Consider the following 13983-nt stretch of genomic DNA (forward strand, 5'->3'; position numbering starts at 1 on the left):
CGCTAGACGCGGGAGCGCTCGACGAGGGCGGTCGTGGAGTGCCCGTCGAGGTAGGGCAGCACGACGGCCTGGCCGCCCCAGCGCCGCAGCACCGCCGCCTCGGGCAGGTCGGCGCCGGCGTAGTCGCCGCCCTTGGCCCACACGTCGGGGCGCAGCCGGTCGATCACCTCGGCGGGGGTGTCCTCGTCGAACACCACGACGGCGTCGACGAACTCCAGCGCCTCCAGCACCCGCGCGCGGTCGGCCGCGGTCACCAGCGGGCGGGAGGGTCCCTTCAGCCGGCGCACCGACTCGTCGGAGTTGATGCACACCACCAGGCAGTCCCCCAGGCCGCGGGCGGCGCGGAGCGTGGCGACGTGGCCGGGGTGCAGCAGGTCGAAGCAGCCGCCGGTGGCCACCACCGTCCCGCCGGCCGCCCGCACGCGGGCGAGGACGCCGTCGACGCCGGGCCTGAGCGGCACGTCGGACTCGGGCGCCGCGTCCCACGCCGAGGCCCCGCCGCGCGCCACGAACGCCCCGGCCGCGGCCACCGCGGCGGCCACCGCCTCGCCGGTCACCGCCCCGTCGGCCAGGGCGAGCGCCGCGGCCGCGGCGAAGGAGTCCCCGGCGCCGCACGGGTCGCCACCGGTCACCGGCACCGCCGGCACCACCATCGGCGCGCCCTCGCCGTAGGACAGCAGCGCGCCGCGGGCGCCCAGGGTCACCGCGACCGCGCCGACCCCCCAGTGCCGGATCAGCGCCTCGGCGCGGGCACCGACCGCGGCCAGCCCGTCGCCGTCGGCCGGCACGCCCACGGTGGCGGCCACGCGGGCGGCCTCGGCGCCGTTCGGGGTCACCAGGCGGACCGACGGCACGGGGTCGGCGCCGCGCGGGTGGGGGTCCCACACGACCGGGCCGCCGGCCTCGGCCAGGGCGGCCCGGATGTCGGCAGCCGCCGTCGTCCCCCGGCCGTAGTCGGCCACCAGGACCGCCGCGGCGTCGCGGAGCACCTGTGCGGCCTCGGCCGGTAGCGGGCCGAGGCCGGCCACCGGGGAGCCGCTGTCGATCCGCACCACCGAGTGGTCGCCGACGCGGACCCGCCGCTTCACCGCCGTCCCGCCCGTCGCCGGGATCTCGACCAGCCGCACCCGGCCGGCCAGCAGTGTCCGCAGGCGGTCGGCGCCCTCGTCGGACGCCATCGGGGTCACCAGCACGACCTCACGGGAGGTGGCGGCCGCCGCGATCACCGCGGCCAGGGCCGCGCCGCCGGGGCGCTCGCGGCTCTGGACGTCCTCCACGACCGGCACCGGCGCGTCCGGGGTGAGCCGGGACGCCGTGCCGACCAGGTCGACGTCCAGCAGGGCGTCCCCGACGACGACGAGCGGACCGTTCACTGAACGACCCCGAGGCGGGTCTCCGGCACCCGCGCCGGCTCGGCCAGCACCGCGGCGTCGAAGGACGCGCAGACCAGGTGCAGGGCGACCAGGTGGCACTCCTGCACGGTCGCCGTCCACGGGGAGTCGATGCAGACCGCGTCGTCGGCGGCCGCCGCCAGCGGGTTCGGCGCCGGGCCGGTCATCGCCAGCACGGTGATGCCGCACTCGCGCGCCCGGCGGGCCGCGGCGACCGCGTTCGGCGACCGGCCCGACGTCGACAGCAGGACCAGCACGTCACCGGCCCGGCCGTGGGCCTCGACCTGGCGGGCGAACAGCTCCTCGCCCGGGTAGTCGTTGACGATGGCGGTCAGAGACGAGGTCTCCGCGGTCAGGCAGATCGCCGAGAACGGCGGCCGGTCGGCGCGGTAGCGGCCCACCAGCTCCGCGGTGAGGTGCTGCGCCTGCGCCGCGCTGCCCCCGTTGCCGGCGGCCAGCAGCCGGCCCCTCGACTCCCCGCACAGCACGTCGGCGATCAGCCGCCCCCAGCGGTCCAGGGCGTCGAGCTGCCCGGTCAGCGACCCCAGCGCGGCGCTCAGCGAGGCCACGTGGTCGGCGCCGGTGAGGTGGGTGCAGGTGTCCGGGGACACGACCTCGCTCGCGGAGTGGGGAGCAACAGTCATCGGGCGACCTCCACGGCGCTCGTCTGGGTCTTCTCGGTCCGGCCGGGGCCGTCGAGGACCTGCCGGTACACGGTCTCGGTGTCGGCGACCACGCGGGCCCACCGGTAGCGGGTGCGGGCCCGGCGCACCCCGGCCGCGCCGTAAGCGGCCCGCCGGGCGTCGTCGGCCAGCAGCGCGGCGAGCACCGCGCCGAGCCGCTCGGGGTCCCGCGGCGGGACCAGGTCACCGGTGACGCCGTCGGCGACGGAGTCCTGCAGCCCGCCCACGGCAGTGGCCACCACCGGGCGGCCGCAGGCCATGGCCTCCAGCGGCGTGATGCCGAACGGCTCGTACCAGGGCACGGCCAGGACGACGTCGGCCGAGCGGATCCACGCCGGGACGTCGGCCCGCGCCACCGCGCCGGTGAACACCAGCCGGTCGGCGACGCCCGCCGTCTCTGCCACCGCGCGCAGCCGGCGCACCTCGGGGTCGGCGTCCAGCGCGTCGGCCGGCGGCCCGCCGACCACGACGAGCTCGGCGTCCGGTACCGCGGCCAGCGCGCGGACCGCGTCGTCCTGCCCCTTGCGCTCGACCAGCCGGCCGAGCACCAGCAGCCGCTGCCGGCCGGGCGTGCGCGGGGCGACCGGGCCCTTCGGCGTGAACACGGCGGTGTCCACCCCGCACGGCACGATCGAGGCGCGGTCGCGGTCGAGCCCCAGCCGGCGCAGCTCGAACACCTCGTCGGTGCAGGTGGCGACGACGTGGCTGACATTGCGGCACAGCGCCCGCTCGAGCTCGACCCGCTGCGGCGGTGAGGTGTCGGCGGCGCCCTGGTGGCGGCGCTTGACCGAGCCGAGGGCGTGGAAGGTCTGCACGACGGGGATCCCCGCCCGCCCCGGGCCCGCCGCCGCGACCGCGGCCAGCCCGCTCATCCAGAAGTGCGCGTGCACCAGGTCCGGCGGTGCCGCGGCCCAGGCGCGGCGCAGCACCGACGCGAACTCGGGCATGTGCCGCAGCAGGTCGTCCTTGGGCAGCACCCGCGCCGGCCCCGCGGTCACGTGCGCGACGTCGTAGCCGTCGGCGGTGCGCACGCGGTCGGGCTGGTCGGGGTCCTCGCGGCGGGTGTGCACGGTGACCTCGTGCCCGCGCGCGGCGAGCCCGGCGGCCAGGGCCGCGACGTGCACGTTCTGCCCGCCGGCGTCCACGCCGCCGATCGCGGCCAGTGGGCTGGCGTGTTCGCTGACGAGATCCAGCTTCACCGCGTCACCTCCGCCAAGAGCCGGTCCCAGTCGGTCAGGAAGCGCTGGAGCCCGTATCGCTCCAGCGCCGCCGCGCGGGCGGCCTTGCCGGCCAGCCGGGCGGCGTCGTCGTCGTGCAGGAACGTGCGCACCGCACTCCAGAGACGCTCGGGGTCCGTGGACAGCACGCCCGCCTCGGCCGGCACCGCCTCCACCGCCTCGGTCGTGGCCAGGCCGACCACCGGCATGCCCAGGTGCATCGCCTCCAGCAGCGACAGCCCGAGGGAGGTCCAGCGGACCGGGTGCACGTACACCCGGCGGCGGGCCAGCTCGGCGTGCATGGCGGCCTGGGGCGGGTCGTCGTGCAGCGCGACCCGGCCGGGGTCGAGGCCGTAGCGCTCGTGCAGGCCGGACAGCCCCATGCCGAAGACGTCGACCGGCGCGACCGCGGCGAGCCCCGGCAGCAGGTCCGCGCCGACCGTGCGGCCGCGGCGCACCGGCTCGTTGGTGACGACGGCGGCGCGGGCCAGCTCCCCGGTCCATCGCTCGCCGGGGTCGACGATGCCGTGCTCGATCACCGTCGTCGGCGCGCGGCCGTTGTCGTAGAAGAGCCGGTTGAAGTGGGTGACGTGGGCGATCGGGATGTCCGACCGGTCGGCCAGCGGGTGCCGGGTGTGCGGGACCGGTCCGTCGTCGGGCTCCAGGCCCGGCGCGTTGTGCTCGAGGAAGACCGCGGGCAGGTCCCGGCCCGGCTCGCGGCCCAGCCACTCGCGCGCCAGCTCCAGGTCGCGCACCCGCTGCAGGACGACGACGTCGACGTCCTCGTCGCGCAGCTGCTCGGGCGTCACCTCGCGGGCGGCGGCCGGCCAGTCCCAGGTGCGGGCGCGGCCCAGCCCGTCGGGACCGCGATCGGGGGTCACCGGCAGCAGGTAGTCGTGCCGGCCCTGGACGAACGCCGTCGTCCACGAGCCGTGCACGTGCCAGAGCAGGACCCTCACGCGCTCACCACCTTCTCGACAGCCGCGACGACGTCGGCCGCGGTCACGGACGTCAGGCAGGGGTGGCCGGGCACCGGGCACTCGCGGGCCCGGGTGCCGCGGCAGGGGGCCTCCTGGTCGCCGAGCAGCACGGTGGGCACGCCGTAGGGCGCCCAGCGGGCGGCGGGCACGACCGGGGAGAACAGCGAGACGACCGGCGTGCCGACGGCGGCGGCCAGGTGCGCGGGGCCGGTGTTGCCGACGACGACCGCGGCGGCGCCGTCGAGCAGCGCCGCCATCTCCACCAGGCTCGTCGCCCCGCCGAGGTCGACCCCGCGGGTGCCGGCGACGGCGGCGGTGAGCTCGCGCTCCCCCGGCCCCCCGGTCACCAGCACCCGGTGCCCGGCGGTGGCCAGCGCCTCGACCGCCTCGGCGCAGCGCTGCGCGGGCCAGGCGCGGGCAGGGACGCTCGCCCCGGGGTGCAGCACGATGTAGCCGGGCTCGGGACCGCCGGGTCCCCAATGGCCGGGCTCGTGCGCGACCGGGGGCAGGGGCCGGCGCACCTCCAGCCGGCCGTCGTCGCCGGGCGGCAGCTCGAACCCGGCGGCGCGGGCGAGGGACAGGGCCCGTTCCGGCTCGGGCAGGTCGTCGTCCACCCGGTGGCGGACGTCGAGCAGCGAGCCGGGGTAGTCGACGCTGATCGCGGAGATCCGCGGCACGCCGGCCGTGCGGAGCACCAGCGCCAGGGGCAGGGGCGACTGGTGGAAGGACGTGGAGACCACCGCCTCGTCGGGCGCGAGGGCGCGCACGCGGTCGGTGAGCGCGGCCAGGTCGGCGGGGTCGACCGGCGGCGGGTCGCCCAGGATCCAGGGGCAGGCCCAGGTCCACACCTCGTCGACGCCGGGCAGCAGCCGCGCGGCCTCGGCGCCGGCGGGCCCGGCGAGGAAGACGACGCGGTCGGCACCGGCGGCCACGGCGCGTACCAGCGGGCCCTGCACCAGCACGTCGCCGGCCGAGTCCAGCCGGGCGACGAGCACCGTGCGGTTCACCACTCCCCCGCCAGGACGTCGTCGACCGCCGCGGTCAGGGTGTCCGCGCGGCGCGGGGCGGCGGCGACCTCGGCCTTCCGCGTCACCGGGGTGGGGACGAGGATCGCCGAGGCCCCGGTGGCGGCCGCGGCCTCGACGTCGGCGCCGATGTCGCCGATCACCACGCAGCGGGCCGGGTCGACGTCGAGCTCGGCGCAGGCGGCCTTGACCATGCCCGGCGCCGGCTTGCGGCACGTGCAGCCGTCGTCCGGCCCGTGCGGGCAGACCTGGATCGTGTCGAACGGGCCGAGCAGGTCGTCCAGCCGGGCCATGCAGGCGTCCACCTGGTCGCGGGTGATCAGCCCGCGGGCGACGCCGGACTGGTTGCTCACCACCCCGACGCGCACGCCGCGGGCGCGCAGCGCGTCGACCGCCGCCCTCGCGCCCGGCACCGGCCGCACCAGCTCCGGGTCGCCGTTGTAGGGGTAGTCGCGCACCAGCGTGCCGTCGCGGTCGAAGAGCACCAGGTCGGGCAGCCCCCTCCACGGCCGCACCCGGCGGTGCTGCACCAGCCCGCGCAGGAAGTGCCCCGTGGCCAGCGCGGGGATGAGCGCGCTGGTGGCCAGCATCGTGGTCACCTCGGCCCGGTCCCGCGGGCCGGGGGCGATGCGGGCCCAGGCGAACTCGGCGGTCCCGGCGGCCCAGACCAGCGCCGCCGCGACGGCGGCCCGCGGGCGGCGGGCGGCGGCCAGGCCGAGCGCGGCCACCCCGGCGGCGGTGACCGCCAGGTGCTGCGGACGACGGCCGAGCGGGGCGTCGGCGCGCTCGCGCCAGTCCCGCCCGTGCAGGCGGCGCATGAGGACGTCGTCGGCGTTGCCCGCCTGCACCCGCAGGCTCACCCAGCGGTCGACCGGCCGCACCGGGTGGGTGATCCAGCGCTGCCCGCGGGTGAGCCGGGCGCCGGTGTCCATGATCCGCAGGGCCAGGTCGGAGTCCTCGCGGAAGGCCCGCGGGAAGCGCTCGTCGAAGCCGCCGACGGCGGAGAGGGCGCTGCGGCGGTAGGCCAGGTCGGCGGTGATCCAGGAGCTGGTGGCCAGGCCGGCGGTGCCGCGCTCCCAGTCGGTGGGCCGGCGCCCCTCGGGCAGGGGCACGCGGACCCGGCCCTGGCTGCCGGCGACGTCCGGGCCGAGGGCGCTGAGATCGGCGGCGAGCCGCTCGTACCAGTCGGGGTCGGGCACCACGTCGTCGTCGAGGAAGGCGATCCACTCGGTGCGGGCGGTGCGCCAGCCGAGGTTGCGGGCGCGGGCCGGACCGCCGCCTCCGGTGCGGACCACCCGGACCGGCGGCAGCCCCGGCCGCTCCGGCCGCAGCGGTGCACCGGACGGGCGGTCGTCGACCAGGACGAGCTCGGCGGGGCGGGGACCGGGGGCCTGCGCGAGGGCGTCGAGGAGCACGTCGAGCGACGGCCGGCCGACCGTCGGCACGACCACGGAGCACTCCTCGATCCCCACCTGCATGATCGCGTCCTGCCCGCCCCGGGGACGCGGGAAACACTACGGGCTTGAAGTGTCCCCCGGACGAGTGCGACCGGCCTCCCTGCAGGGTCCCGCCGCGAGCCTGCGAGTGGTGGGGGGCCGGGGGGTCCTTTTCAGCGGCGGGATCGCGCCGCCGAGGACACCCGGGCGAGTGCATCGGTGACGACGGCGGCGTCGTCACCCAGGAGAGTGAGCAGGTGCGCGACCAGCCCGTCATGGGTGGGCGTCGCCTCCTCGACCTTCGCCCGCCCGGCCGGCGTGAGGCGGGCGTGCAGCAGGCGCCGGTCCCCGGCCGTGCGCTCCCGGACGACGAGGCCGTCGGCCACCAGCCGGCTGACCGTGCTGGTCACCCCGGCGCGGGACAGCCCGATCGCGTCCGCGACCTCACCCATGGTGGCCCGCTCGTCGGGGGCGTCGGCGATCCGCCGCAACGCCTCGAAGCCGGTGAGGGACAGGTCGTGCTTGAGGTGGAGGGCGGAGTCGACGCGCCGCGTGATGCGGTCGTGCACCTGCACGATGCGCAACCAGGTCTCGGCCGGGCGCGGAGCCGCTCCGGGCAGGTGGGCGACATCGGGCGGGACGTCGTCGGGAGAGAGGTCCTGCGCGAGGGCGTCCTCGGGGCGCGGCACCCCTCCATGGTCACCGACGGAGCGCTCAGGCGCTCCCGGGAGGCGGCGGACCGCCCGGCGGCGAGGCCGGCGGCCGGGTGCCGCGGCGCCCGGAGCGGGCGGCCAGACCCGCCGCCGCGACCAGCACGGCGACCGACCCGGCCAGCACCGGCCACGCGACGCCGTCGTCCCCCGGGAGCGACGACCGCGCCGCCGCCTCCTGCGGAGCCGCGTCCACGGCGGCCGGCTCGACCTCGCCGGCGTCGAGCGGACCGCCGTCGGGGAGCGCGATCGGCGGGATCCCGGCGGCGGGTGGCGGGGCGATGGCGGCGCAGTCCTCGGCGGCCGGCCGGGTGAAGCTGTAACCCTCGAGCTCGTCGACGTAGGCGGTGCCCGAGCCGTCGAGGGCCGCGTACCGCAGCAGGGGGTCGATGGTCTCGCCCCAGTCGACGTCGCCGGTGCTCAGCACGACGACCGCGCCGGGAGCCACCTGCGCGACGGCCTCGCCGGCCGGCTGCCGGGTCGTGGCGAGGGTGACGGCGTAGGCGACGGTGCCCCCGGTGACCTCGATGACGACCCCGCCGGGCCGGCAGCTGGGGCCGTGCGTGACCCGCGCGTCGGGCCGGCTGGGGTCGTCGACGGCGGCCGCGGGGGACGCCACGGCGATGCCGGCACACGCGAGGACGGCCACCAGCCCGAGCGTCCGCACGGCGGCCGGGAGGAGCGAGGCGCTGCGTCCGGCCCGCGGACATGCCCGTGTGAGGACCGGCACGTGTACTTCCCCCTGGTGTTCCTGCACGCCGGCACATCCGTGATGCGCCGTGCGCAGCTCCCATGATGACCGGCGGGATGCCCCGTCGGAGTGGGCTTTGGGCCCGGTTGTGCGTGTCGCGGCGGCGTGTCGGGGAAAAGCCGGTCCGGGCCGGGACGGGGTTTGTGACGGGGCCCTCACTACGGTGACCGGGTGGACTCTGCGGCGGGGACCGGCCGGCGCCGGCAGGACGAGGTGTACCGCGCCGGGGTCTACGGGCGGCGGCCGCGGGTGCCCACCGCCGCGCGGGCCCTCCAGCGGCGGGCGCGCGAGCACCTGAGCGCCCGCGCCTACGGCTACGTGGCCGGGGGCGCGGGCGCCGAGGCCACGCAGCGGGCCAACCGGGCGGCCTTCGACCGGTGGGCGGTCGTCCCGCGGGTGCTGCGCGACGTGAGCGTCCGCGACACCTCGGTGGAGCTGTTCGGACGGCGGCTGCCCGCGCCGGTGCTGCTGGGCCCGGTCGGCGCCCTGGAGCTGGTGCACCGGGACGCCGACCTCGCGGTGGCGCGCGCCGCGGCCGGGCTGGGCGTGCCGATGGTGTTCTCCAACCAGGCGTCGGTGCCCATGGAGGAGTGCGCCGCGGTGATGGGGGCCGCGCCGCGCTGGTTCCAGCTGTACTGGTCGACGTCCGACGAGCTGGTCGAGAGCCTGGTCGGGCGGGCCGAGGCGAGTGGCTGCGAGGCGCTGGTCGTCACCCTCGACACCACGATGCTGGGCTGGCGGCCGCGCGACCTGGACCTGGGGCACCTGCCGTTCGCCCTCGGCAAGGGCATCGCGCAGTACACCTCCGACCCGGTGTTCCGGCGGCTGGTCGAGGAGCGCGCGGCGGCGCCCGCCCCCGCCGAGCCCGTGGCCGCGGCGCGGCGGGACCGGCAGCCGCGGCCGACGGTGGCCGCGGTGCGAGCGCTGGTCGGGATGGCGCGGGCGTGGCCGGGGCCGCTGCTGGACAACCTGCGCTCGCCGCTGCCACGGGCCGCCGTCGAGACGTTCCTGTCGATCTACTCCCGCCCGTCCATCACCTGGGCCGACCTGGCCTGGCTGCGCGGCCGCACCCGGCTGCCGATCCTGCTCAAGGGCGTGCTGCACCCGGACGACGCGCGGCGCGCGCTCGACGAGGGTGTGGACGGCGTCGTGGTGAGCACGCACGGCGGGCGCCAGGTGGACCGGTCGGTGGCGGCGCTCGACGCGCTGCCGGACGTGGTGGCGGCCGTCGGCGACCGGGCGCCGGTGCTCCTCGACAGCGGGGTGCGCACCGGGGCGGACGTGTTCACCGCGGTGGCGCTGGGCGCCCGCGCCGTCCTGCTGGGCCGGCAGTTCGCGTGGGGGCTGGCGCTGGCCGGCGAGGAGGGCGTGCGCCAGGTCGTGTCCGACGTGGTCGGCGAGTTCGACCTGACGATGGGGCTGACCGGGCACACGGCGGTCGGCCAGCTCTCGCCCGACGTGCTCCGCCGCGTCGGCTGACGCGCCGACGGGACGACACGCCGGACCGGACTTGACCCTCTCGTGTGACCGGAGTCACAGTGGGGTTCGGGCGGGGGCGCCGGGAACGAGTGGCCACCCACTGCTGGGTGGACCGACCAACGCGGCCAGACCGTCAGGACCGGCCCCCCGCCCCTCACCCCCTCGGCCCTCAACTGTCGGTCAGGGGCTGACCTCCGGGGCTGCCCGGCCCCACCATGGACCGGTGCCCGCGGGAGCGCCGAAGAGGAACGGCCGCACCGGCCCGGGGAGGCTCCGTCTCCTGCCCCGGGTATCCACGCTGCGCGGCACGGTCCACCTGGTCGTCGTGGTGATGGTGGCGCTGCTGCTGGCCGGGGGTGCGGCGGCGGGCCTCACGCGCCTGTCGGTGCTCATGTCGGTGGACCGCCTCGAGAGCACGGTCGTGCCCGCCCGCCAGGCCGCCAGGGACCTCACGGTCGCCTTCGTGGACCAGGAGACCGGTGAGCGGGGCTTCCTGCTCACCGGCGACCCGTCCCTCCTGGAGCCCTACGACCGCGGTCGGGCCGACGCCGAGTCCCTCCAGCGCCGGCTGACCGCGCTGCTGCGGGACGACGCCCCCGGCCTCGACCTGCTGCAGCAGGTCACCGCGGCGGCCCAGGCCTGGGACACGCAGGTCGCCCAGCCGGGGATCGCCGCCCGGTCACGGGGCCCCCTCCCGGAGGGGCTCCAGCGCGACCTCGGCGCCAGCGACAAGGCCCTGTTCGACACCCTGCGGGACCGGCTCGACGCGCTCGTGGCCCGGACCTCGCAGCTCACCCGGATGCAGCTCGACCACATCGCCGCCGCGGAGGCGGTGGCCAACGGCGTCGCCCTCGGCACCCTCGCCGTCGCGGTGGCCGTGGCCCTGCTCACCGTCCCGCTGCTCCGCCACCGGCTGACCCGCCCGCTGGAGCGCCTGCTGGCCGACGTCCAGGCCGTGGCCGCCGGCGACCACGAACGCCCGATCGCCGGGCAGGGGGCACGGGAACTCGTGACGATCGCCGCGTCGGTGGAGACGATGCGGCAGAGCGTGCTCCGGCACTCCCGCGAGCGGCTGGCCGCGCTGCGTCAGCTCACGCTGCGCGAGGAGCACGACCGGATGGCCACCGACCTGCACGACCTCACCATCCAGCGGGTGTTCGCCCTCGGCCTGCGGCTGAGCTCGGCCGCCCGGCGGCACCCCGAGCTGGCCCCGGTCCTCGAGCCGCTGGTCGAGGAGACCGACGAGGTCATCCGCGAGCTGCGGACGGTGATCTTCGACCTCGGACGGACGCCGGACGGGGACCAGGCGCTGCGCCGCTCGGTCCTCGACGTCACCGAGGCCGGCGTGCGCATCCTGGGGTTCAGCCCCGCAGTGGAGTTCGACGGCCCGGTGGACACGGTGACCGCGGACGAGGTCGTCGACGGGCTGACCGCCGTCCTGCGGGAGGCGCTCAGCAACGTCGCCCGGCACGCCGCGGCGAGCACGGTCGCGGTCACCGTCGCCGTGGACGACGGCTGGGTCGCCCTGACCGTCGCCGACGACGGGCGCGGCATCCCGGACGGCGCCCCGCGCGGCAACGGCCTGGCGAACCTGCGCACCAGGGCCGAGCGGCTCGGGGGCAAGGCGACGGTGGACGCCCGCACGGACGGCCCCGGGACCGTCGTCCGGTGGGAGGTGCCGCTGCCGGGAGTCCCCTCTGCCTGACGCCGGCGGGGGTCTCGGCGCGGGCGCTCAGTCCTCGGCGACGTCGTAGGGGCCACCGTCATCCTGTTGCTCGGCTGTCCTGGACGACCGCGGGCCGGGGAGCCAGCGGCTCGCGCTCCCCGTCGCCGTCTGCCCCGATGAGGGTGGCGTAGGCGGACAGGTAGATGTCCTTCTGCGCGGACCAGCCGAACTCGCGGCACCGTTCCCTGGCCGTGGCGACCAGGGACTGTCGCCGGTCCGGGTCCCCGTGCAGGCGGACGAGCGCCTCGGCGAGGCTCTCCGGCGAACCCGGCTCGAAGTACTCGACGGCGTCGTCCCCGAAGTACCGGGCCGTCGACCGCAACCGGCTGGCCACCACCGGGATGTCGAGGAGCATGTACTCGTACATCTTGTTGGTGTGCACGAGGTTCGAGTACGGCGACGACTTCTGGGCGACGATCCCCACGTCTGCCGCGCAGAGCTCCGCCACCAGTTGCGGCATGTCGAGCCAGCCGAGGTACTGCACGTCGGCCTGCAGTTCCTGGCTCTCGATGAGCTGCTGGAGTTCGGCCACGTAGTCCCCCGTCCCCGTGATGCGCAGGCGCAGGTTCGGGATGCGGTCCTTGGCCAGTGCCACCGCGCGGACCATCGTGTCGTGGCCGTACCGCTCGTCGATCAAGCCGTGGCACACGGCGGTGAACCACGCGGGGTCGGGTCGGACGTCGCTGCGATGCTCGAGCAGGTGGCGGGCCTCCGGGCCGTTCAACACCACGACGATCTTGTCGGGGTCCGCTCCCCGGCTCACGTACCTCTCCTTGAGGTCCTCCGTCACCGTGAAGACCAGGTCCGCGTACCGGATCGCCGCCCGCTCGACCAACCGGAGGACTCCTGCCAGCCGGACCGACCCGTACTTGGTCTCGCCGAGTTCTGGGGTGGGTTCCTTGAGGAAGACCACGAGCTTGGCCCCGAGGAGGCGTGGGACGAACGCCGTGAAGGCCAGGAGGTCGGGCATGGAGTTGGCCTGCACCACCCGGAACGGCCGCTGCAGGTGGAGCCGGGCCACCGTGACCGTCGCCGCCAGGAAGAAGGCCAGGTAGTCCCACAGGTAGCTCAAGGGGCCACCGCGCCGGCGCGTCAGCGGCAGCCGATGGAGGGTCACACCGCTGTCGATCTCGACGGCCGGGGTGCCGGGCTCTCGCAGGCAGACGATGTCGACGTCGAAACCGGCGTCCCGTAGTGCTTCGGCCTCCCGCCGGAGGGACAACTCGTAGTACTCGCGTTGACGTACGAGGCAGATGCGCTGGGCCGACCTCCTCGTCGACCTCCTAGTACCCGAGCTCTGCCGCATCGGCCACCTCCGTGTCATAGGACCGTCCGTAGTCCTGGCGCCAGTAATGGTGTGCGGTGTAACGGAAGTTGTCGGCGGGATCGACGATCCAGCCCTGCAGGTGCTGGTCGGTCCACTCGCCGAGGTGGGACCAGCCGTAGCCGGGAACCATGACCGTCTTCGCGTCACCGGTCTCGCGGATCGCGGACAGCGCCTCCTGCGAGACCGCCTCCCACAGCCGCGCGGCCGACGTCCCGTCGGCCGACGGGAGGTCGGTCGGCTCGTTCATGAGGTCGTAGGCGACCACACCCGGATCGTCGGCGAAGGCCTCGCTGAGCCGCCGCCACAGGTCGACGAAGTCCGCCCGGCTCACCTGGGGGCTGCCGATGGCCCGGCGGACCCCACGGCCGTCGTCGTCCAGGTGGTAGGCGCCGAAGTTGTGGACGTCGAGGACCACGCCCACCCCGGCGTCGCGCGCGCGCTGGACGGCCGCCCGCAGTCGATCGAGCTCAGCTGCGTCCAGCTCGGCGCCGAGCACCGGCTGGATCCGCTCCCACCGGAAGGGCAGGCGGACGGTGGCCATCCCCTGCTGAGCCAGGTAGTGGAACGTCTCCTCGTCGGCGTACTGGTAGTCGCGGTCGTAGACGCCGGGGTTCTCGTTCGAGAACTCCGTGACCTCGTCCCCGCCGCCTGGTGCGCCGAACTCGCCACCACTGACGTTGACACCCACCAGCTCGTCGCCCGTCCGGGCCACCTGAGCCAGCAGCCGACCTGCCGGACGCGCCGCAGGCGGCGGTGCGCCCTCGCCCGTCCCGACGAACGGGCAGTAGTCGTAGTCGGCGTCCCACCAGTCACCCACCGACCAGGCGTCCACCCACAGGCCCGCTCGTTCGGCGGCCTGGAACCACTTCCGGGCCAGGTCGAGCCATCGGTCGTCCCCGTCGTTCGGGATGCCGATCTCCCCGATGTAGCCCTCGGCTCCGTTGTCCTCGAGCCACTGGGCGAAGTCCGTGAGCTCGGTCAGGACCCGGCGCTGCAACGGGTCGGCTGCGAGCGGGGTGTCACCGGCGGTGCCGACGGACGACAGGACACGGCGGACCGCCGGCACACCCCACACCAGCGTGGAGGCCATGACGGCCACGACGACCGAGAGGACGACGAGCGGCCGCCGCCAGGGGCTGCCCGTTCCTGCACGGCGAGCCGTTCCGCTCGTCGGGCCCGGAGGTGCCGGGCCTCGGTCGGCCGCCCGGTTGCGAGTTTCAGGGACCGGAGGCGTCATCCCACCACCACCCTCCGCTGC

At 76.4% G+C, this 13983-nt stretch carries 12 protein-coding genes; 2 read left to right on the forward strand and 10 right to left on the reverse strand.

Annotated features, from left to right (window positions below; genetic code table 11):
- Window positions 1-2 precede the first annotated feature (2 nt).
- From rfaE2 to ACI789_RS04400, 8 genes are all read right to left on the reverse strand, one after another.
- On the reverse strand, window positions 3-1373 hold the full coding sequence (rfaE2, locus tag ACI789_RS04365; RefSeq protein WP_457006894.1) for a D-glycero-beta-D-manno-heptose 1-phosphate adenylyltransferase: 1371 nt from the start codon (window positions 1371-1373) through the stop codon (window positions 3-5).
- Window positions 1370-2035 carry a D-sedoheptulose-7-phosphate isomerase gene (locus tag ACI789_RS04370; RefSeq protein ID WP_456920761.1) on the reverse strand — a complete coding sequence of 222 codons (666 nt, stop codon included), beginning with the start codon at window positions 2033-2035 and terminating at the stop codon, window positions 1370-1372. The genes rfaE2 and ACI789_RS04370 overlap by 4 nt, the downstream gene beginning before the upstream one ends.
- The gene (locus ACI789_RS04375) at window positions 2032-3273 is read right to left on the reverse strand and encodes a glycosyltransferase (RefSeq protein ID WP_457006895.1); all 1242 of its coding nucleotides are present in this window, start codon (window positions 3271-3273) and stop codon (window positions 2032-2034) included. The genes ACI789_RS04370 and ACI789_RS04375 overlap by 4 nt, the downstream gene beginning before the upstream one ends.
- The gene (locus ACI789_RS04380) at window positions 3270-4250 is read right to left on the reverse strand and encodes a glycosyltransferase (protein WP_457006896.1); all 981 of its coding nucleotides are present in this window, start codon (window positions 4248-4250) and stop codon (window positions 3270-3272) included. Before ACI789_RS04380 ends, ACI789_RS04375 begins: the two co-directional genes overlap by 4 nt.
- Window positions 4247-5278, reverse strand: coding sequence for a glycosyltransferase family 9 protein (locus tag ACI789_RS04385; RefSeq protein WP_457006897.1), 1032 nt, complete (start codon window positions 5276-5278; stop codon window positions 4247-4249). Before ACI789_RS04385 ends, ACI789_RS04380 begins: the two co-directional genes overlap by 4 nt.
- Complete coding sequence (locus ACI789_RS04390; RefSeq protein ID WP_457006898.1) at window positions 5275-6774, reverse strand: HAD-IIIA family hydrolase; 1500 nt, start codon at window positions 6772-6774, stop codon at window positions 5275-5277. Before ACI789_RS04390 ends, ACI789_RS04385 begins: the two co-directional genes overlap by 4 nt.
- Window positions 6775-6905: 131 nt before the next feature.
- The gene (locus tag ACI789_RS04395; protein ID WP_457006899.1) at window positions 6906-7421 is read right to left on the reverse strand and encodes a MarR family winged helix-turn-helix transcriptional regulator; all 516 of its coding nucleotides are present in this window, start codon (window positions 7419-7421) and stop codon (window positions 6906-6908) included.
- Window positions 7422-7446: 25 nt separating this feature from the next.
- Window positions 7447-8091, reverse strand: coding sequence for a hypothetical protein (locus ACI789_RS04400; RefSeq protein WP_457006900.1), 645 nt, complete (start codon window positions 8089-8091; stop codon window positions 7447-7449).
- 273 nt (window positions 8092-8364) lie between these two features.
- Here ACI789_RS04400 and ACI789_RS04405 point away from each other — a divergent pair, with 273 nt between their 5' ends.
- Complete coding sequence (locus ACI789_RS04405; RefSeq protein ID WP_457006901.1) at window positions 8365-9672, forward strand: alpha-hydroxy-acid oxidizing protein; 1308 nt, start codon at window positions 8365-8367, stop codon at window positions 9670-9672.
- A 223-nt stretch (window positions 9673-9895) separates the two neighbouring features.
- Window positions 9896-11377: a CHASE3 domain-containing protein gene (locus ACI789_RS04410; protein ID WP_457006902.1), complete on the forward strand. Its 1482-nt coding sequence runs from the start codon at window positions 9896-9898 to the stop codon at window positions 11375-11377.
- Window positions 11378-11435: 58 nt separating this feature from the next.
- Here ACI789_RS04410 and ACI789_RS04415 read toward each other — a convergent pair whose 3' ends face one another.
- Both ACI789_RS04415 and ACI789_RS04420 read right to left on the reverse strand, forming a co-directional pair.
- Window positions 11436-12722 carry a glycosyltransferase family 4 protein gene (locus ACI789_RS04415; protein WP_457006903.1) on the reverse strand — a complete coding sequence of 429 codons (1287 nt, stop codon included), beginning with the start codon at window positions 12720-12722 and terminating at the stop codon, window positions 11436-11438.
- Window positions 12682-13815, reverse strand: a complete 1134-nt coding sequence (locus ACI789_RS04420) for a glycoside hydrolase family 5 protein (protein WP_457006904.1) — start codon at window positions 13813-13815, stop codon at window positions 12682-12684. Before ACI789_RS04420 ends, ACI789_RS04415 begins: the two co-directional genes overlap by 41 nt.
- Window positions 13816-13983 lie beyond the last annotated feature (168 nt).

Source organism: Geodermatophilus sp. SYSU D00965, from assembly GCF_054050075.1.

What these genes read in the sequence shown, in the direction of transcription:
- ACI789_RS04370 (WP_456920761.1), bottom strand. Translation starts at nt 2,035, where the DNA reads ATGACTGTTGCTCCCCACTCCGCGAGCGAGGTCGTGTCCCCGGACACC.
- ACI789_RS04390 (WP_457006898.1), bottom strand. Translation starts at nt 6,774, where the DNA reads ATGCAGGTGGGGATCGAGGAGTGCTCCGTGGTCGTGCCGACGGTCGGC.
- ACI789_RS04415 (WP_457006903.1), bottom strand. Translation starts at nt 12,722, where the DNA reads ATGACACGGAGGTGGCCGATGCGGCAGAGCTCGGGTACTAGGAGGTCG.
- ACI789_RS04420 (WP_457006904.1), bottom strand. Translation starts at nt 13,815, where the DNA reads ATGGCCTCCACGCTGGTGTGGGGTGTGCCGGCGGTCCGCCGTGTCCTG.